Origin of the sequence: Simiduia sp. 21SJ11W-1 (assembly GCF_024138675.1) — a bacterium.
Lineage (GTDB): Bacteria > Pseudomonadota > Gammaproteobacteria > Pseudomonadales > Cellvibrionaceae > Simiduia.
In genome coordinates this window covers 2967985-2985494 of sequence record NZ_CP090959.1, presented here as the reverse complement: position 1 = coordinate 2985494, position 17510 = coordinate 2967985, and the positions used below count along the sequence as shown (strand labels likewise).

18 protein-coding genes, 1 other RNA gene and 1 pseudogene are annotated in these 17510 nt (G+C 52.4%); 12 read left to right on the top strand and 8 right to left on the bottom strand.

Annotated features, from left to right (window positions below):
• The first annotated feature begins 15 nt into the window (after positions 1 to 15).
• Together meaB and L1F30_RS13050 are read left to right on the top strand one after the other, a co-directional pair.
• A complete protein-coding gene (gene meaB / locus L1F30_RS13055) occupies positions 16 to 969 on the top strand; it encodes a methylmalonyl Co-A mutase-associated GTPase MeaB (protein WP_253356672.1) in 954 nt (317 codons plus the stop codon).
• Positions 970 to 1057: 88 nt separating this feature from the next.
• On the top strand, positions 1058 to 1522 hold the full coding sequence (locus L1F30_RS13050; protein ID WP_253356671.1) for a thioesterase domain-containing protein: 465 nt from the start codon (positions 1058 to 1060) through the stop codon (positions 1520 to 1522).
• Positions 1523 to 1577: 55 nt separating this feature from the next.
• On the opposite strand, the gene L1F30_RS13045 is transcribed toward L1F30_RS13050, so the two are convergent.
• Positions 1578 to 2246, bottom strand: coding sequence for a tRNA (adenine(22)-N(1))-methyltransferase TrmK (locus tag L1F30_RS13045; protein WP_253356670.1), 669 nt, complete (start codon positions 2244 to 2246; stop codon positions 1578 to 1580).
• Positions 2247 to 2406: 160 nt separating this feature from the next.
• On the opposite strand from L1F30_RS13045, the gene L1F30_RS13040 reads away from it, so the two are divergent.
• Complete coding sequence (locus L1F30_RS13040) at positions 2407 to 3219, top strand: ABC transporter substrate-binding protein (protein WP_253356669.1); 813 nt, start codon at positions 2407 to 2409, stop codon at positions 3217 to 3219.
• Here the strand turns inward: L1F30_RS13040 and L1F30_RS13035 are convergent.
• The gene (locus tag L1F30_RS13035) at positions 3216 to 6029 is read right to left on the bottom strand and encodes a CHASE domain-containing protein (RefSeq protein ID WP_253356668.1); all 2814 of its coding nucleotides are present in this window, start codon (positions 6027 to 6029) and stop codon (positions 3216 to 3218) included. The genes L1F30_RS13040 and L1F30_RS13035 overlap by 4 nt on opposite strands.
• A 313-nt stretch (positions 6030 to 6342) precedes the next feature.
• Between L1F30_RS13035 and ssrA the strand changes: the two genes are divergently transcribed.
• Positions 6343 to 6730: a transfer-messenger RNA gene (ssrA, locus tag L1F30_RS13030) on the top strand.
• A 302-nt stretch (positions 6731 to 7032) separates the two neighbouring features.
• Here the strand turns inward: ssrA and L1F30_RS13025 are convergent.
• From L1F30_RS13025 to L1F30_RS13015, 3 genes are all read right to left on the bottom strand, one after another.
• Positions 7033 to 7413, bottom strand: coding sequence for a DUF2195 family protein (locus L1F30_RS13025; protein ID WP_253356667.1), 381 nt, complete (start codon positions 7411 to 7413; stop codon positions 7033 to 7035).
• Positions 7394 to 7915 (bottom strand): tlde1 domain-containing protein, encoded by a 522-nt coding sequence (locus L1F30_RS13020; RefSeq protein ID WP_253356666.1) that lies wholly within the window; start codon positions 7913 to 7915, stop codon positions 7394 to 7396. Before L1F30_RS13020 ends, L1F30_RS13025 begins: the two co-directional genes overlap by 20 nt.
• A gap of 271 nt (positions 7916 to 8186) precedes the next feature.
• Positions 8187 to 8423: an AlpA family transcriptional regulator gene (locus L1F30_RS13015; protein WP_253361833.1), complete on the bottom strand. Its 237-nt coding sequence runs from the start codon at positions 8421 to 8423 to the stop codon at positions 8187 to 8189.
• Between the two features lie 128 nt (positions 8424 to 8551).
• Between L1F30_RS13015 and L1F30_RS13010 the strand changes: the two genes are divergently transcribed.
• From L1F30_RS13010 to L1F30_RS12990, 6 genes and pseudogenes are all read left to right on the top strand, one after another.
• Positions 8552 to 8854, top strand: a complete 303-nt coding sequence (locus tag L1F30_RS13010) for a type II toxin-antitoxin system HigB family toxin (protein ID WP_253356665.1) — start codon at positions 8552 to 8554, stop codon at positions 8852 to 8854.
• A gap of 33 nt (positions 8855 to 8887) precedes the next feature.
• Positions 8888 to 9256 carry a type II toxin-antitoxin system HigA family antitoxin gene (locus tag L1F30_RS13005; protein WP_253356664.1) on the top strand — a complete coding sequence of 123 codons (369 nt, stop codon included), beginning with the start codon at positions 8888 to 8890 and terminating at the stop codon, positions 9254 to 9256.
• A gap of 295 nt (positions 9257 to 9551) precedes the next feature.
• Positions 9552 to 10070: a hypothetical protein gene (locus L1F30_RS13000; protein ID WP_253356663.1), complete on the top strand. Its 519-nt coding sequence runs from the start codon at positions 9552 to 9554 to the stop codon at positions 10068 to 10070.
• Between the two features lie 269 nt (positions 10071 to 10339).
• A pseudogene (locus L1F30_RS17610) lies at positions 10340 to 10447 on the top strand (transcriptional regulator); the annotation flags it as partial.
• Between the two features lie 60 nt (positions 10448 to 10507).
• Positions 10508 to 10951: a transcriptional regulator gene (locus L1F30_RS12995; protein ID WP_253361884.1), complete on the top strand. Its 444-nt coding sequence runs from the start codon at positions 10508 to 10510 to the stop codon at positions 10949 to 10951.
• Positions 10952 to 11021: 70 nt separating this feature from the next.
• A complete protein-coding gene (locus L1F30_RS12990) occupies positions 11022 to 11924 on the top strand; it encodes a nucleotidyl transferase AbiEii/AbiGii toxin family protein (protein ID WP_253356662.1) in 903 nt (300 codons plus the stop codon).
• A 271-nt stretch (positions 11925 to 12195) separates the two neighbouring features.
• Here the strand turns inward: L1F30_RS12990 and L1F30_RS12985 are convergent, their stop codons facing one another.
• Positions 12196 to 13785 carry an ABC-F family ATPase gene (locus tag L1F30_RS12985; RefSeq protein ID WP_253356661.1) on the bottom strand — a complete coding sequence of 530 codons (1590 nt, stop codon included), beginning with the start codon at positions 13783 to 13785 and terminating at the stop codon, positions 12196 to 12198.
• Positions 13786 to 14039: 254 nt separating this feature from the next.
• On the opposite strand from L1F30_RS12985, the gene yghU reads away from it, so the two are divergent.
• Complete coding sequence (gene yghU, locus L1F30_RS12980; RefSeq protein WP_253356660.1) at positions 14040 to 14912, top strand: glutathione-dependent disulfide-bond oxidoreductase; 873 nt, start codon at positions 14040 to 14042, stop codon at positions 14910 to 14912.
• A gap of 2 nt (positions 14913 to 14914) precedes the next feature.
• On the opposite strand, the gene L1F30_RS12975 is transcribed toward yghU, so the two are convergent.
• Positions 14915 to 16111 carry a hypothetical protein gene (locus L1F30_RS12975; protein ID WP_253356659.1) on the bottom strand — a complete coding sequence of 399 codons (1197 nt, stop codon included), beginning with the start codon at positions 16109 to 16111 and terminating at the stop codon, positions 14915 to 14917.
• Between the two features lie 92 nt (positions 16112 to 16203).
• Positions 16204 to 17067, bottom strand: a complete 864-nt coding sequence (locus L1F30_RS12970; protein WP_253356658.1) for a YafY family protein — start codon at positions 17065 to 17067, stop codon at positions 16204 to 16206.
• Positions 17068 to 17227: 160 nt separating this feature from the next.
• Between L1F30_RS12970 and L1F30_RS12965 the strand changes: the two genes are divergently transcribed.
• The gene (locus tag L1F30_RS12965; RefSeq protein ID WP_253356657.1) at positions 17228 to 17494 is read left to right on the top strand and encodes a hypothetical protein; all 267 of its coding nucleotides are present in this window, start codon (positions 17228 to 17230) and stop codon (positions 17492 to 17494) included.
• Positions 17495 to 17510: the final 16 nt, after the last annotated feature.

The window sequence follows — 17510 nt, the reverse complement described above, 5'->3', positions numbered from 1 at the left end:
GCCTACGCAAACTTTATGATTGATATCGAGCAGTTAAAGCAGGGCAACCGGCGCGCGCTGGCTAAAGCCATCACTTTGGTGGAAAGCAAGCTGGAGCGGCACCGCATTGAAGCGCAGCAACTGCTTGAAACCCTGCTGCCCGATACCGGCAAGAGCCTGCGCATTGGCATTAGCGGCATTCCCGGGGTGGGTAAATCCACATTTATAGAAGCCTTTGGCAAGTACATTATCGGGCTGGGTAAAAAAGTGGCGGTGCTGGCGGTAGACCCTTCCTCACCGGTGCGCGGTGGCAGTATTTTGGGCGATAAAACCCGCATGGAAGAACTCTCCCGCGACCCAAACGCTTATATTCGCCCTTCGCCCTCGGAAGGTGCGCTAGGCGGCGTTGCCCAAAAAACCCGTGAAACAATGCTCTTGTGTGAAGCCGCAGGTTACGATGTAATTTTGGTAGAAACCGTGGGCGTGGGGCAGTCGGAATATGAAGTGGCCGCCATGGTGGATTTCTTTTTGGTATTAATGCTCCCTAATGCCGGCGATGAATTGCAAGGCATCAAGCGCGGCATTATGGAGCTTGCCGATGCACTGGTAATTAACAAGGCCGATGGTGAGAGTGTAAATTTGGCCGCACGCACCCAACAACACTACCAAAACGCCTTTCATTTAATTCGCCACGGCGACTTCTGGACGCCCCGTGTAGAAACCTGTTCGGCCTTGAATAAGGCCGGCATAAACAGCGTGTGGGATATGATTGCCAGTTATCAAAAATTGGCCGAAGCGTGTGGTGCCTTTGAAGGCAAGCGTGCCAAACAAAATGCCCAATGGATGAAAAAGCTGATTCACCAGTTGCTTGAGCAGCGCCTGAAAGAAAATCCACAGGTGCAAAAGCGCATGGGTGAACTTCACCAGGCGGTAGTTGAAAACACTACCACGCCCTTGTTAGCCGCAAAGACCATTGTGGATTTGCTCTAGTAGTGCGCCGCTCGCCCCAAACGTTGACTGCGATACACCAAATACAAAAAGTCACGCACTAAAACACCTTTAGTAAAAGTTGTACACCATGAAGCCACCTGCCGACGTTGCCCACACACTGAATCACTTTTTTGATGAACACCTGCCGCTCACGGGCTTTATGGGTTTGCGGCTTGCAAGTTACGACGGCCACACACTGGTGCTCAAAGCCCCCTTGGCCCCCAACATTAACGATAAATCCACAGCCTTCGGCGGCAGCTTATACAATGCAGCCGTTATGGCCTGCTGGGGCTTTGCCTACCTCAAAACGCAAGAGGCGGGTATTGTATGTAATCAGGTGGTGGCAGAGGGCCACATCAAATATTTGGCACCGGTAAAAGGGGATATTACGGCCATTTGCAAAACACCCGGTAGCGATGCGCTCGCGCAATTTTTTGAAGCCTTTCATTCACGGGGTAAAGCCAGTATTACCCTTCAGGCCAGCATCGCTTGTGGCGGTAGTGAGGCGGTAACATTTGAAGGGCGCTACGCGATTTTGCGGTGTACCTCATAAGCTCAAAGCTAAGTTCACAGTTAAGTTCACAGCGCGCCAAGCGGATTTTTCAGATTTATTTGAAGCACAGGTTGTAGGCGTTCAGCCTTGCTTTCGCATTCTCTGGCGTTTTGGATTTCGTTAGAGAATGCAGGTGCCCAACCAAGCGTTGCATGTAATCCACATGATCTTTATTGCCCTCATTCCAAAATTCACCGGTGACTGATACCGGCGTGGTTGCGACTCCTTTGCTTACCAGTATGGCTTCATAGAACCACTTGCGCTCTCTGATTAGCTGCTCGTGTAGCAGGTTGAAAGGGCCTGCTGCCAGGTAATCTCTCAGGTTAAAAATTGCGTTGTTCGGGCACAGCAGAAAGTCCACTTGGGCGTGCGGATTGTTCTCTACCAGGGTTTGAAGGATGTGGGTGGCCAGTTCGCCACCAATACCTGCAATTACAATCAAATGCTGTGATTCAGTGTCGAGCGTCAGTGTTGCGGCATCCTGTGTAAGTAGCTGGTAGCGGCTTGGGCCAAATTCGCGAAGCATTGGCGAAAGGCGTGCCGTGATGTCTGAAACCCTGTCTACAAAATGCACCCTTTCAATAGATGCTTGTGCAAGAAAATGGCGGCCAAGCAAGCCGTGATCGCAGCAGCAATCCCATAGTATTTGGTAGTGAACACGCGCATGCTGCCGCTCAATGATTCGGGTGAGGGCGCTTAGGCGTCTACTAAGTTCAATAGTCATGAAATTCCATCTGGGCGCATAAAAGGCGCTCATGTTAACAAATGGCCCTTGGCAACCCTAATGGCGTGGCTTTTGGGTAGCGCTTTGGCTGAGTGAATGCCTGTTCAGAAACTAAGCTATAGTCATTAGATGGAATGTGCGCCCAAGAGGAATGGGGTAGATGAAACGAGCCAAGTTGTCGTTACAACCAATTTTACTGGGCCTGCCCTTGTGGTGGGCGGCCTTACCCGCGCTGGGCCAAGGGCCAGTGGCCCATATGGCAGAGGCTGGGCCTCAGGTTCAGGCTGTTACCGTGGGCATGGGCAATTTTGAGCCCTATTTCATCGCAGAGAGCCAGTCGGGCGTATTTGCCGACATCATTCGCGCAACCTTCGCCAGAATTCCCAACTACGAGCCGGCTTTTGTGTTCGGCCACAGCAATAAAGGCCTGTGGGCAAGCTTCGAGGCCGGCCGCCTTGATTCAGTGGCGAACATTCTTGAAGCCATGCCCTTTGAGGCCTGCAAGAGCGAGCCTGCGTTCCGGTTTCGCGATGTGGCAATCACCCTTGCCGATAGCCGTTTTGCCATCAGCAGTGTGAGTGATCTGAGCGGCAAGAGCATTGTGACCTTTGAAGGGGCGGTAACCTATTTTGGTGAAAGTTTTGCGGCGGTGGTAGAAGAGGGCCGTTATCAGGAGGTTAACAAGCCAAGCCTGCAGGCCAAAATGCTATACGGTGGCCGCTACCAGGTAAGCGCGGGCGACATGTTTATCTTCCTGCATGCGCGCAAGGCTTTGCGCGCGCGGGGGCAGGGCACTGCCGATGTGGTGTTCCATGAAATATTTCCGGCGCTTGAAACCCGTATGGGCTTTAAAGACGAGGCGTTGTGTAAAGCGTTTGACGTAGCCTTGGCTGAGCTCAAGGCCTCGGGTGAGTATGAGGCAATATACGAGCGCCATTTGAATCGCTTGCTAAAAAGCGGGGCAGATCACTAGGCGTTGGCGTTACTCGCGCGATTGCCCAACAGGCATTGGTGAATTTTGGTCATCAGGTCTTGTTCATCTATGGGTTTGGCAACATGTGCATTCATGCCCGCCGCCATGCAGTCGTGTATGTCACCTTTAATGGCGTTTGCTGTCATCGCTACTATGGGTATGTGATTTACATCATTTAATTCGCGAATTCTACGCGTTGCTTCCAGCCCGTCCATTTCCGGCATTTGAATATCCATAAGAATCAAATCAAACCCCGGCTTGTTACTTAGAATATCAAGGGCTTCCCGGCCGTTGTTTGCCACGCATACCTCTGCGCCGTGGTCTTCTAGCATGAAGCGTGCAATCTCTTGATTAATCTCAATGTCTTCAACAATTAATACCGAGTGCCCCTGCAAGAAGGTTGCATCTATTTCGGGTAATTGTGCCAGTGCACTCTTGGTTTGGCTGGGCGTGAGTTGCAGGTTAACGGTTGCCTCTGGGTTTTCTACGGGCAAAGCGATTGAAAACCGCGCGCAAGTGCCCTGGCCGGCTTGGCTGCTGATGGCAAGGCTGCCCTGCATGGTTTCTGCCAGCTTTTTGCAAATGCTCAGGCCTAGCCCTGTGCCGCCAAACTTGCGTGTATTGCTGCTATCACCTTGCTGAAATGCTTCAAACAGGGTTTCGGTATTCTCCTGTGAAATACCAATGCCGGTATCGGTTATTTCAAATGCCAGCTTTGCACAGGTGTGTGGCGTTTCATCAAGCTCAATAGAAAGTGAAAAATCTACCCTGCCTTGTTCGGTAAATTTAACGGCATTTCCCAGCAGGTTGGTTAGCACCTGTTCAATTCTAAGAGAATCGCCAATAAAGTGCTCTGGCACCTGTTGTGGCAGATGAAAGCTTAGGCTTATGCCTTTGGCCTCTGCCTCAACGGTAAAAATAGTGTGCACCCGGTGCAGCAGGGTTTTAATGCTAAACGCTTCGTGTTTCAGGCTAAGTTTGCCGGCTTCGATTTTTGAGTAGTCTATGGTTTGGTTGATCAAAGCCACCAACGCGCTGGCTGCCACCTGCGCCTTGTTAAGGTAGTGTTGTTGCTGGGCGTTCAGGGGTGTTTTCAAACTCATGGCCAAAAGCCCGGTTACTGCATGCAATGGCGTACGCAACTCATGGCTCATGTTGGCTAAAAATCGGGTTTTGGCCCTGCTCGCGCTTTCTGCTTGTTCTTTTGCGTGCTGTAGCAATTTGGTTTGCCGGGCAACTTCCGCTTCTACGGATTTGGTATGCCCGGTAAGTAGAAGAATAAAGCCCTGGAACAGGGCCGCAAGTAGAAAACCGAAGGTGAGAATGTTCCAGCTAGACCAATCTTTAGCCGAGCTGGCAAAGGCGTTGCTGGGTGTGAAGGTAAACCGGTATACCCGCTCACCAAAATGAGTGGCGTAGGTGAGCGGGGTATAGCCCGCCAGCGCGGGCTCGCTATTGGTAATAAGTATTTGGGGCTTGGCTGGTTCTGTTAGGTCTTCCAGAGATACGCTTAACTGCTTGTGGGCAGCACTTTCAAACAAATCGCCAAACAGTTTTGGGAAGGTAAAAACGCCGCTAATGTAACCGTGCAGTTTTGTGCGGCTGAATATGGGATGTTGGGCGCTTACCTGTTCTAGCGCCCGTTGATAAATGGGCTTGTATAAAATCATCGCCGGTACCGTTTGCTCAGATTGCACCAGCTGAATGGGTTCTGTGGCAACAGGCCTGCGCAGCGCATGGGCGTTTTCGAGTGCTTTTAACCGTGAGCCGTTTGCGCCAAGGTTCAAGCCAATGGCGCGCTCGTTGCCCTGTTGGGGGTAGATAAACTGCACGGGGTAATAGGTATGTTGTTCTGAGGCAGGTACCAGCGCTTGGGCGCCGCCAATTTCTACCAGTGTAAAATTTTCATGGGTGTGCCTCTGCATCAACTCTTCAAACGCCTTGCGTTCAGATTGGGGCACAATAGGTACCCAGCTGACAGCTTTTACCCAGTCTGCCTCAGTGAGCAAAATGCTCGCCATCTGGTCAAACTGTGCCTGGGTCAGATTGCCGGCATCGGCCAGAGCTGCATCAAACGCATTTAACAGGTTCGAGGCAATTTGCAGGCGCGCCTCGGCATCTTCAAAGATTTCTGCGCTTTCTGTGTCGATATATTTTGCGTCTTGCTCTGCACGATTGCCGCTAGACCACACAAACAGCAACGTAACGGCAGTAAAAATAACCGCAATGGGTGTGGCAATACTCACCCGCCGCAGCGGGGTTAGGCGTGTATCTTTGGCGGCAAGGGTAAGCAGCAATGGGGCAAAAAGCATGACCCCTATGGTGTCGCCCAGCCACCAGGTAAACCAGGTGAAGCCCAGCTGGCTGGGTTCTATAAAGCCCTTGAAGAGTAAGCCTGTGGTACCCACGCTTGCCCCCACAAGGCATCCGAGAGGGCTGATAAGGGCAAGAAAGCTGCCAATCTGGCGTGGGGTATCTATGCACAGGTGTGTGCCTATAAGGCGAAGGTAAAGCCCGTGCCCAACCCACACCTGAATGGCGGCTCCGGTTGCGATGGCCGTGGGCAGTGGCAGCATCGCGGCGTTCACCTCGGTAAACCCCTGGCTTATAACCCCAAGGTTGAGAAAAAACGAGCCAATAGCGGCGCCCGCGCAGGCCGCTTGGCGCGAAAGCAGCAGTGCGCAGGCAAGGCCAATACCGGCTGCGGGCCACACGGCCGAAGCAAAGCCTGGGGGTATCGCCAAAAGCAGCCCCAAGCGGCCCGCAAGGTAATAGGCCCCTGCGGCCAATAGTATGTAAACAAGCTGCATAGCAAGGCGCCTTGATAGGTAGGGAAAGTCTAGCCCAGCATCCGTTGGCCTGCCTGTAAACAGGGCTTGCGGCCAATTGCTTGAAGTGCCGCCAAATTGCCCATAGATATAAGTACGGGGATTTCCTATAATCCCCAGCCCGGCCGCCCAGCGCTGCCGGTGTTCTGGCCGTAACGGCGCATCCGTTACCCCAAAGGTTTAAGTAGAAGCGTTTAGGGCAAGGCGCGCAACGCGGTAGCGCGGAGTGTACACAGGTACATGAGCACTGCGAGACAGCACCGCAACGCAGCCATAAGCGCTTCTACGAAGAAAAGGGGGCGATTAGGATTCGACGGCGGTAACAAAACCCGATGTGCATGTGGTGAGGGTAGCTAATCACCTTAATCCAAAGCTGCAAACTATTAGTTGCCAACGACGACAACTACGGTGCCCAGTTAGCAGCGTAAGCTGCTGATGAAGCACTAACTAAGGGTTCGCCCTTAGCGGTCTTTAGCAAGGTGCCAGTACCGCGTTGAAGACTGTCATATAGAACTGGATCGCTGTGAAGCCTGCCTGGGGTGGATCTGCTAAAACTTATCAGGATCGCTTCTTACGTCTTGGCCACTGGGCTGTAAGTTGTTAAATCAAATAGTGGAACTAAACATGTAGAGCTGACGGCGGAGTACTGTCGGACGGGGGTTCAAATCCCCCCGCCTCCACCAATACAAAACCCCACCTTCGAAGGAAGGTGGGGTTTTTTATTGGCTGGAAGAAGGTGGTATGCAGAACCCCCTTATGGTTGACGTGCAGGGATGCACTAATGCCGAGAGCGCATGGATACGCAGGCGCGGCCACAAAGCGGCAGGACAGCCGCTTTGCACGCCAAAGGCGCCCCAAGGGGTGAGGGCCAAGGACTGCCCGAATGAAATCCCGAAGCGTCGGACCGCCCCGCCTCCACCAATACAAATGATCTTTGATAGCTGAAGCAAAGGCGCTTTAAGAAAGGCGCCTTACGTTTTCAGTGTTAGTCCGCTTCGGCACAGCCAATAGTCATCGTAAGCGGCTGGTTTTCAACCAATGCGTAGTCTGCACTTACAGGAATACTTTGCTGGCCTTTGTCATTTAGCGCAACTTTACCCTGCATGACCACACGCTGCCAGTCTGCGTACTGAGCCACCACGGTGTAGTCATTTAATCTTGATTTACATCCGCAGGCGGCAGTGGATTGGGTAAGTTTGAAGCTTAGATTTGCTATGGCGTAACCCTCCACGCGCTGGAGCGTAGCCTTTTCAACGGTTAGGCAAGACGCCAAGTTATTTTCAATCGTTAGCGGGTTGGCTACTGAAAGTTGGCCACATGAAGCGAGCAGTGGTATCGCTAACCACTTAACGTTTGGTGCCGCCATTGGTAGACACTCCTGGTGTGTAGGTCACATTGATGAGTAATGTGCTTTTGTTGGAAGTTCGATTGTATTCACGCAGCATGCGGAAAATGCGCCCTTCCACTTCAATGCAGCCGTGACTATAACCCTTCGTTGAATCGTGTAAATAGAAGCCGTTCCTAAAAATGGGTGCGCAGCGATTTTTGGTGGCGTTATCAGCAGGTTCCATGCGAGCGCGATTAAACCCCCAGTTGGCCCAATACGGTTCACAGTATTTGGCGGCTTCACCGCGTGGGATAGTTTGAATACCCCATGCTGGAGAAATGGCACAGCGCCCCGTTCCATCATCCTTGGCGGTACCCTGGTCAGCAATGAACACCTTGTAGTTGCCTTCCGGAATGGGGCCAAAATCTTTAACGCACTGGTGCTTGGGCATTTGGTGTTCTGGCAGTCCAGAGGTCGCCTTAAACGTTCCCTTACCCGGCCAAATGAGTTGTCTGCCGTTAAATGTCATATCTTTAATCACGCTACTTCTCCATGTTTGCGTTAAGCGCCAGCCAGTGTACTTGAGTGATTGGTAGCCTCTCTAGCAGTCAGTACGGTTGTTTGAGGTATAGGATTTGGTTTTCATAGGTGTTTATACAGCGGGAAAACTGCATCATGCAGAGGAATCGCTTGGTCAAAATTTCAACAAATTTCAACAATCTCTAAAAATGACGCTGTGTTTTAATGCATCGGCGCGGCGGACCCTTGTGGCACCTAAATCAACATCCCCTGTCGCCCAGAGAGGGTGTAAATCAAACTGTGTAAGTGGTTATCTTATAGGCTACCAAGGAGGCCTGGATGACCAACTTAACCGACAAACAACAAGCCCTGCTGAATGAGCTCCTTCTCAAGCAACTGGCCACATCCTCTCGCCTGTACCTGACTTGGCCGCCCAGTTTCACGCAAATTGGGCCAATGCCCTCAGATCGCCATCGCTCCAGTGTCGCCTCGCTTACCTGCCATCGATTACACAGCTCTCTTTCTGTCATAAGTGCTTGAAATTCATTCATATTGATCCTCCAGCCGCTCCTGCACATCCATGCGCTCGCGGCATACCATCCATCCGTGGATATAATTTTAGTTGAGCAAGTCCCATTTTGGGACTATTATTGACTCTATGAGAATCATTGCCTTATCGACACTGAAAGCTTTCTGGGAAGAACACCCGGAATACATGGATGCGAAAGAGCCTACGCTTGCTTGGTATCGACATGCCTTAGTGGCTGACTGGAGCGCACCAGCTGATATAAAGCAGGATTTCAGGAATGCCAGCATCCTCAAAGATGGGCGTGCGGTTTTCAATATTGCGGGTAACAAGTACCGTTTGGTCGCGTGGATCAACTATGCCTATCGCGTTGTGTACATCCGATTCATCGGTACCCATGCGCAATACGACAAAATTGACGTGCAAACTATTTAATTGCCTACCAGGTAGAAACGAGAGGTAAAAATTATGGACATCAAACCGATCAAAACTGATGCCGACTACCGAGCGGCATTAAAAGAAATTGAAAGTCTGATGATGGCTGGCCCTGACACACCCGAAGGTGAAAAGCTGGATGTCATGGTCACACTTATCGAAGCTTATGAAGCCAAAAATTTTCCTATGGATTTGCCTGATCCTGTAGAAGCCATCAAGTTCGAGATGGAGCGCAAAGGTCTAACAGTGAAAGACCTCGAGCCCATGATTGGTAAAAGCAACCGGGTCTATGAAATTCTCAATCACAAACGCTCGCTCACCCTAAAAATGATCTGGAAGCTGCATGAGGGCTTGGGTATTCCGGCTGAGTCTCTGATCAAGCCACCGCAAGCACATGCTTAAAAGTGATATTTTCCCGAGCATTGCCTATTAAGACAAAACACTGTCAAACAAGATTCTGATGTTCCTGCGGAAGCATAAACCCGCATTAGCTTGCTGACGTAATTGAGGGGCTAATTGAGTTCCTATTGAGGGAATCGAACCGGCGTCCCGACCCACCACCAATACAAAGCCCCACCTTCGAAGGAAGGTGGGGTTTCTTATTGTCGGTTCGCCACATTACAGGCCCTATTTGGCAAGGGTTTACGGATTTCGCCACCTTTGTAATCGCGGACTTCTACAAGCAGGAGGATGTGGCATGACAAATTTTTCAGGAAAAAAATTAGACCGCTCTGTGGACCGCGAAGCGGCGAGCCCGAAGGACGGGGTGAGCAACAAAGGTAGCGGCTACCCCTTTGAGCTCGAGCGACCAGGTGCGGCCAGTGTTGTCGAGTCCAGTGACGGCAAGCTGAGCATCAACGTCCCCATCAACCTGAAGCGCCGTAGCGGGTGGCGCTTGATCACCTTGCCAGACGGAACCGTCCAGGAGCCCAGGCCTTGGGATACCCAGCCAACACCACTGCAGCTGGCGCTGGCTCGAAGGCACCGTTGGTTGCAGATGCTGGAAACAGGCGAGGTCAGCTCATTGCGCGAGATCGCCCAATTGGAGGGGCTCGACAATAGCTACATCAGCCGGATGGTTAACCTGACCACGTTGGCGCCGGACATCGTCGAGGCCATTTTGGATGACTGCTTGCCGCCTAATATCACCCTGTTTGACTTGGCAGTGGATCCACCAAGGCTGTGGTCGGAACAGCGGGAAAGGCATATGGTTTGAAATATCGTCGATTGTTAAACCCTGGGTTTAAGTATCACGACAATTCTAAACCCATCACCTGTAACTAAACGTCGGCAAATCCTGATAATTGCCGACATTTAGCAACATCATGGATGAAGCTGCGGGCCGGTGAGCAAGTCACTCCTCAGGTGGTTAGCCATGTTACACGGCAATTACCCTTCATCATTCATTACTTGCCGACTCCCACTCAAATGGATAGTATTACCTATACATATTTATTTCTATAGGTTTTATTATCCGTGGCCAGAATGCCTGCAACAAGCAAAGCCTGCCGTAAGGCCCTTGATGCCATCCGAGAGCTGGGGGGCACAATTCGGACAATGGATGCAATCCAGGCGGGGATTCACCCTCGAACTCTGTACCAACTCAGAGATTCCGGTGAGCTAGAGGTCCTATCTCGTGGTGTTTATCGCCTTATGGATCAGGACCAAATATCTGATCCGGACCTTGTGATCGTTGCCAAACGGGTTCCTCAAGCAGTCATCTGCCTCGTTTCGGCACTGGCTTATCACGATATCACCACCCAAATTCCGCATGCTGTTTCTATTGCTCTGCCCAAAGGCGCGGAAACTCCTCGGGTAGACTATCCACCGATCTCGGTGCATAGGTTTTCTGAGGCTGCACTGAAAGAAGGGGTTGAAACGCATCAGATTGATGGTGTTTCAATCAATATTTACTGCCCAGAAAAGACTCTGGCTGACTGCTTTAAATTCAGAAACAAGCTGGGAATGGACATAGTGCTAGAAGCACTGAAATTCTATAAAGCGCGCAAAACATTTAATCTCGAAAAGCTAATAATGTATGCAAGAGTCTGCCGAGTCGAAAAAATAATGCGCCCCTACTTAGAGGCCACACTTTGACAAAATTTCAGGATAGAAATTTTGCACAGCCGCAGGCTGCCCGTAAGGGTGGCGCACAAGGATGTGCGCCATGAACACAACTAAAAATATCGCAGCCTCGGTACGCCAAAAACTACTGAACCGCGCAAGAAGCGATAAACGGCCATTTGCCGAATTGCTCCAATACTATGCCATGGAGAGATTTTTATATCGCTTGTCCCAATCAACCCACTCAAAGCACTTCATCCTTAAAGGTGCTCTGATGCTGCGTGTTTGGGAATCACCGGAATTCAGGCCAACGATGGACATCGATATGCTGGGAAAAACCAGCAATGATGAAGCCAATATCGTATCGCAGATAACTGAAATTCTTAATTTGGCGGTTGAGCCCGACGGTTTGGATTTCGACGTTGACTCAATTCAATCTGAACGCATCAAAGAGGATGCAGACTATCAGGGTGTTCGCATAAGGTTTCGCGGCACTCTTGATTCAGCCAGAATTAATATGCAGATTGACATTGGGTTCGGCGATATTGTGCACCCATGTCCGGAGGAATGTGATCTGCCGACCATGCTCGACTTCACTGCTCCGAGATTGCTCTGCTACAGCCGTGAGAGCGCTATCGCGGAGAAGTTCGAAGCGATGGTCAAGCTCGGAGTTCTGAACAGCCGAATGAAGGACTTTTATGATATTTGGCTGCTCTCGCGACAGTTTAACTTCAATGGCAGTCAATTAGCCCAAGCAATTCAGCTTACATTTAAACAGCGCGGCACAGCCCTGTCAGATAATATCGTCGCATTCCAAGCACCATTCATCGAAGAAAAACAGGTTCAGTGGGCAGCATTTTGCCGGCGAATTAATCAGGAGCATTTACCAAACGATTTTTCTGATATCGTCGCTCAAGTAACAAGCTTTCTTGCGCCTGTCATAGAGGCAGCACGCTCGGGTCAGCCTTTTGTTAAAAGTTGGACGGCGGCCAATGAGTGGCGTTGACAGTGAAACCAGTGCAGATCTTCGATCAATAAACTAGCATATTGTCCGGATAAAAGGGTCGGAGTTAATTACCCTAGGCGAGATAGGCTCCCAGCACTATCAAGCATCGCCTGAATCAATTTCTGTCCGCCTCCAACAAATCCATTGCAAAGGTGGCGGGCAGATGTATCAAGCTTTTACTGGCGTGAATGCGGGGATCGGAATCAACGGTGAGGTTAAAAGCGATAACCATTAGATAAAATTCGAGCCTCTACCCGTGCACCAAGCCGCTTTAAGCCCCCGCCCTGTGCGCCACATACTCATCAAAGGTGCCTTGAAAGTCGATTAGCTGCCGGTCTTTTATCTCCAGCACGCGGGTTGCAAGTGATGACACAAACTCGCGATCGTGGCTTACGAAAATGAGCGTGCCGTCGAAGCCTTTGAGGGCGTTGTTGAGTGCTTCAATGGCTTCCATGTCCAGGTGGTTGGTGGGTTCATCCATTACCAGCACGTTTAAATCCATCATCATGAGCTTGCCAAACAGTAGGCGATTTTTTTCTCCGCCGGAGCATACGCGCACTTTTTTGTTGGCGTCGTCTGCGGTGAACAGCAGGCGCCCGAGCATGCCGCGCACTTGCAGGTCGTCGTGTTTGGGTGTGCGCCATTGCGACATCCATTCAAACAATGTGAGGTCGCAGTTGAAGTCGGCGGTGCTGTCTTGTGGGCAGTAGCCGATGGTGGCGTTTTCGGCCCACTTTACCGTGCCGTGATTGGCAGTGATTTCGTTAATCAGGCAACGCAGCAATGTGGTTTTGCCCGCGCCGTTTTCACCAATGACGGCAAGCTTGGCGCCGGCTTCCAGAATCAGTTCACCACCGGCAAACAGCGGGGCTTCAAAGCCGTGGCCAAGTTGTTCCAGCACCAGTGCCTGGCGGTGTAATTTTTTATCCTGCTTTAGGCGAATAAATGGGGCTACCCGGCTTGTGGCTTTCACTTCATCCAGGCTGATTTTTTCTAGCTTGCGCGCGCGTGAAGTGGCCTGTTTGGCTTTTGAGGCGTTGGCGGAAAAGCGATTTACGAAGGCCTGTAGGTCTTCTATTTCCGCGGATTTCTTCGCGTTCTCGCTCAGTAATTGCTCGCGCGCTAAATTGGCGGCGGCCACAAAGGCTTCGTAGTTGCCGGGGTAGATGCGCAGCTCGCCATAGTCTATATCTGCCATGTGAGTGCACACGGCGTTCAGGAAGTGGCGATCGTGGGAGATGATGATCATGGTGCTTGAGCGCGCATTGAGCATGTCTTCCAGCCAGCTGATTGTGTGAATGTCCAGGTTGTTGGTGGGTTCGTCTAACAGCAGGATATCCGGGTTGGCAAACAGCGCCTGGGCTAGCAGCACGCGCAGCTTCCAGCCAGGGGCTACTTGTTTCATCAGCCCGAAGTGAAAGCTTTCATCTATGCCTGCCTGCAGCAGAATTTCACCGGCACGGCTTTCGGCGCTGTAGCCGTCGCGCTCGGCAAATTGCACTTCCAGCTCGGCCACGGCCATGCCGTCTGCCTCTGTCATTTCGGCTTTGGCGTAGATGGCATCGCGCGCTTGCTTGATTTTCCATAGCGCTACATCGCCCATGATGACGGTGTCTACCACTGTGTGTTCTTCAAAGGCGAATTGATCCTGGCTTAGGGTGCCCACCGTGCAGCCGGGCTCAATAGACACATTGCCTGCGCTGGGGGCCAGTGCGCCACTCAGGATTTTCATGAAGGTGGATTTGCCGCAGCCGTTGGCGCCAATCAGGCCGTAGCGGTTGCCATTGCCGAATTTGGCGGAAATGTTTTCAAACAGGGGCGCTGCGCCAAACTGCATGGTGATGTTAGCGGTGGAGATCACAAAAATACCTGGGTGTGCGTGTGTGGCCGGGGCCGGAATGCGGGCCTGGGCCAACGCGAGGGGGGCGCACTATAAAGAGTTGGCGGGCCGAAGTCGAGCGGGTTGGGTGTTTTTTGCACAATGTGGCAGCGCATTTACCGGCTGTGATGAGCTCTGCGGTTGATTTCGTAACAACAGGCTACATTGTTGATCTGTAAGGCGATGATACGGCGGGCGCATGCCCGCCCCTATGTACCACCCAGTTGGAGTAATGTATGTCTGATTCAACCAAATACACCCCACCCAAGGTATGGACCTGGGATAAAGACAGCGGTGGAAAATTTGCCAATATCAACCGGCCCATTGCCGGGGCCACCCACGAGGCGGCACTGCCCGTAGGTAAGCACCCGCTGCAGTTGTATTCCATGGCCACACCCAACGGGGTGAAGGTAACCATTATGCTGGAGGAGCTGTTGGCGCTCGGTTTTTCAGAGGCCGAGTACGATGCCTGGCTTGTGCACATAGGCGAGGGCGAGCAGTTTGCCAGCGGCTTTGTGGCGGCAAACCCCAATTCAAAAATTCCAGCGCTGGTAGATCACGCCACCGCCACGCCCACCCGGGTGTTTGAGTCGGGTGCAATATTGCTGTATTTGGCCGAAAAGTTTGATGCGTTTTTGCCTAAAGAATTTACCGCCCGCACTGAAACGCTGAACTGGTTGTTCTGGCAAATGGGGGCCGCGCCCTTTTTGGGCGGTGGCTTTGGCCACTTTTATGCCTACGCGCCCGAGAAGCTGGAATACCCCATTGATCGCTACGCCATGGAAGTAAAGCGCCAGCTTGATGTGTTGGATAAGCAGCTCAGTGAGCGCAACTTTCTGGCCGGTGATGACTACACCATTGCCGATATCTGCGTGTACCCCTGGTATGGTTTGCTGGTGCAGGGCGGTTTGTATGAGGCCGGGGAGTTTTTATCGGTGCATGAATACACCCATGTCAAACGCTGGGCCGATGCCATTAAGGCGCGCCCGGCGGTACAGCGCGGGCGCCTGGTAAATAAAGTGTGGGGCGATGAAGCCCGTCAGCTCAAAGAGCGCCATAGCGCGGCCGATATTGACGCCGTATTGGCCCAGAGCCGCGCGGGCGCCTAGCCTCAATTTTGTTTAGCGGCTTTGGTTTGTTGCTTGCGTAACTCCGTGCGCAGGCCGGCCATAAAAGGCGATTCCGGCGGCACCTGAAGTTCCGCCGTCAGCGCTTGCACTGCCTGTTCAAAACCCGCCAGTGGCGGGTTTTCACCTTCTAGGGTACTGGAGGCCAGCAGGGCTTTATCTTGCTGGGCCAGTATGTAAATGCGTGAGGTCAGTTGCTCACCTTCGGGCCCTGTGTGTTTCCCGGTGAGGTAGATTACAGGCACCTTGGTATTGCGTATTTTCCAGGTGAGATGTGCCGGTGTATCAAAGCTTACTTCGGTATTGTGCGCGGCCGCCGTTGCTTGTATGTCTGCTTGCAGGGCGTTGGCCTCGTAGGCTATGGCGGCCTCTGTGTCGTGCCAGTCTAGGCGGCGCAGCGGGTAGATACTGAGGGTGAATTGATCAAACTGAAAATCTTTGTGAATAAAATTTACCACTGTGCCCTGCAACGGGTGGCGCAGCCATAGGCGTTCATCAAGCAGGTAATTGCCTGCGCTTTGGGGCAGCTGTAAATCGCGCCCATAGTGAGTGGATTGCAGCTTTTCCGCCAAAAATTCCGGCGAGAAACTGTTGCGCGCGGAGAGCTCTGCCAAAAGGGCTGCGGCCACGGCCTCGGCAGTTTGTTGAAAAAACTTGGTTTGCGGGTTGGCCAAATTGACACTTTGGGTAAAGGGTGCGGTTACAGAAAAGGTATCCAGCAATTGGCCGCGCCACCGCAGGTTAACCTCTGTGTGAAATTCAAAGGTTTGCAACAGGGGCACCAACATGAGCGACAAGCCTGAAACCACTGCGTTGCCCAAGTCTTCTACCTTTTCTTCATGATAGCGGGCGGTGGCTAGCTGCAGGGTGTAGTCGGGCGTGTATTGGGGCTCATCTTGCGCGCTGAATTGGCCGCTTTTATATAGTGCTTGTTGAATTTTTTCCCCGCTCACCGTATTTAACCGGCAGTGATGCATTAAAGATTGTTGCGTGAATTCGCTGCAGGCCTTGCGCAATGCGTTGCTTGGATGCTGCGTGAATACCGCAATGGGGGGCAGGTTGCCCGCTTCAAATGCCGGTGCTTGGGCAATGGGCGTGTATTGGTTTTTGGTGGCGCAGCCGGCCAGTAGGGCGGCCACCAGCAGCAAGGCGCGCAAGGGGAGGGGGGCTAGGTGATTCATCGGTGGCGTCCTTTTGTGTCGAGCTTCCGGTTTGCGGCTGCGAGTATATCCCGAGGCCTCAGTGTGCTGTAGGTGCTTGTTGCGTTTTAAGGCTAATCAAACAGCCAGGGCTTCAGTGCTTCGCGGTTGGCCAATACAATTTGCTGGGCCTCGGGCGTGGGTTCCATGGTTTTGTAATCAATCTGCAAAAGCTTCAGCGCGTAGTGCACCAGTGGGCCGCGCACGGTGAAGCGGTGGCGGTTGTCTTCCATACCGTAGTCGGCTGCCACCACGGCTTGTTTATCTGGCGTTAGGCGGGTGTCGGGGGTGATCTCTATGGGCACCTGGGTGTTCCAGGCGGTATCGTCATCTGCCTGTTTAGGCGACATATCCAGCAATTCCGGCTCGCCGCGAAACCGGCTCAGCACGAAATCCCTAAAGCCCTGATTCTTTTCACACCAGGCGCGCACATGCCAGCGAATGCCCGTAAACACCAGGGTATGCGGGGCGATGATGCGGCCCTCGCGGTTGGGGTTGTGCACGCTTACGTAATCTACCTCTACGCGCTTTTGCTCGCGGGCGGCGCGCACCAGGGTGCGGATTACCCGCGGCTCCACATTGCGAATGGGCAGGCTGAGTACCTCGGTATTGGCCACATTCAACGGCAGGTTCTCAAAGCGCAGGCTCAGGTCGTTATTGCGCGCCATCAGCTGCAAATACTCGTCTGCCACGCCCTTGGTCACTTGCGGGCTAAAGGTGGGGGTGGGCACATACCCCTTGATGGAGCGATCAAGCACTAGGTTGCCCGGGCCTATGTCTTTCAGGTAGGTGTTGATGTCTTTGCTGGCCTGCTGGCGGCCCATGCCAAAGGTGTCGCACAGGTGGTTGGTGGTGAGCCGGCCCTCCCACAGGGCGATAATTTCAATCAGCCGGTAACGTGCCAGTAAATCCCAGCGAATAGCCCAGGTATCTGTCATGGGTGCCTCTGATGTGTGGGTGAATGTGATTGAAAAAGCGACATGAATATGTAGCCGGTGTAGACATGTAGCCGCTGGCGACTAATATGGCCTTAACGAGTGGCAAACGCAAGCCGCAAAGCCCATAAGACAACACACACAACTTTCGGAGAATTACGCCATGAAAAATCTTGTCCGCGGTAAAACCATGATTGCCTGCGAAACCAGCCAGGGCCAATTCAAGTGCACTAAACAGTGGGACGACCTCACCAGCACCACCGATAACAGCGTGCGCTATTGCAACAACTGCGGCAAAACCGTACATCGTGCCTACACAGTGCAAGAGCTCAATGAAATGACCGCGGCGGGCCTGTGCGTGGCCTGGTGCAATACCCCGGAGCCAGAGGTGCATCCCACACCGGCCATGCCACTCAAATGGGCGTGTTAATCTAGCGCGGCAGCCA

Coding starts and splice junctions, on each gene's coding strand:
- meaB (WP_253356672.1), top strand. CDS start 16: ATGATTGATATCGAGCAGTTAAAGCAGGGCAACCGGCGCGCGCTGGCT.
- L1F30_RS13050 (WP_253356671.1), top strand. CDS start 1,058: ATGAAGCCACCTGCCGACGTTGCCCACACACTGAATCACTTTTTTGAT.
- L1F30_RS13045 (WP_253356670.1), bottom strand. CDS start 2,246: ATGACTATTGAACTTAGTAGACGCCTAAGCGCCCTCACCCGAATCATT.
- L1F30_RS13040 (WP_253356669.1), top strand. CDS start 2,407: ATGAAACGAGCCAAGTTGTCGTTACAACCAATTTTACTGGGCCTGCCC.
- L1F30_RS13035 (WP_253356668.1), bottom strand. CDS start 6,029: ATGCAGCTTGTTTACATACTATTGGCCGCAGGGGCCTATTACCTTGCG.
- L1F30_RS13025 (WP_253356667.1), bottom strand. CDS start 7,413: ATGGCGGCACCAAACGTTAAGTGGTTAGCGATACCACTGCTCGCTTCA.
- L1F30_RS13015 (WP_253361833.1), bottom strand. CDS start 8,423: ATGACAGAAAGAGAGCTGTGTAATCGATGGCAGGTAAGCGAGGCGACA.
- L1F30_RS13010 (WP_253356665.1), top strand. CDS start 8,552: ATGAGAATCATTGCCTTATCGACACTGAAAGCTTTCTGGGAAGAACAC.
- L1F30_RS13005 (WP_253356664.1), top strand. CDS start 8,888: ATGGACATCAAACCGATCAAAACTGATGCCGACTACCGAGCGGCATTA.
- L1F30_RS13000 (WP_253356663.1), top strand. CDS start 9,552: ATGACAAATTTTTCAGGAAAAAAATTAGACCGCTCTGTGGACCGCGAA.
- L1F30_RS12995 (WP_253361884.1), top strand. CDS start 10,508: ATGGATCAGGACCAAATATCTGATCCGGACCTTGTGATCGTTGCCAAA.
- L1F30_RS12990 (WP_253356662.1), top strand. CDS start 11,022: ATGAACACAACTAAAAATATCGCAGCCTCGGTACGCCAAAAACTACTG.
- yghU (WP_253356660.1), top strand. CDS start 14,040: ATGTCTGATTCAACCAAATACACCCCACCCAAGGTATGGACCTGGGAT.
- L1F30_RS12975 (WP_253356659.1), bottom strand. CDS start 16,111: ATGAATCACCTAGCCCCCCTCCCCTTGCGCGCCTTGCTGCTGGTGGCC.
- L1F30_RS12970 (WP_253356658.1), bottom strand. CDS start 17,067: ATGACAGATACCTGGGCTATTCGCTGGGATTTACTGGCACGTTACCGG.
- L1F30_RS12965 (WP_253356657.1), top strand. CDS start 17,228: ATGAAAAATCTTGTCCGCGGTAAAACCATGATTGCCTGCGAAACCAGC.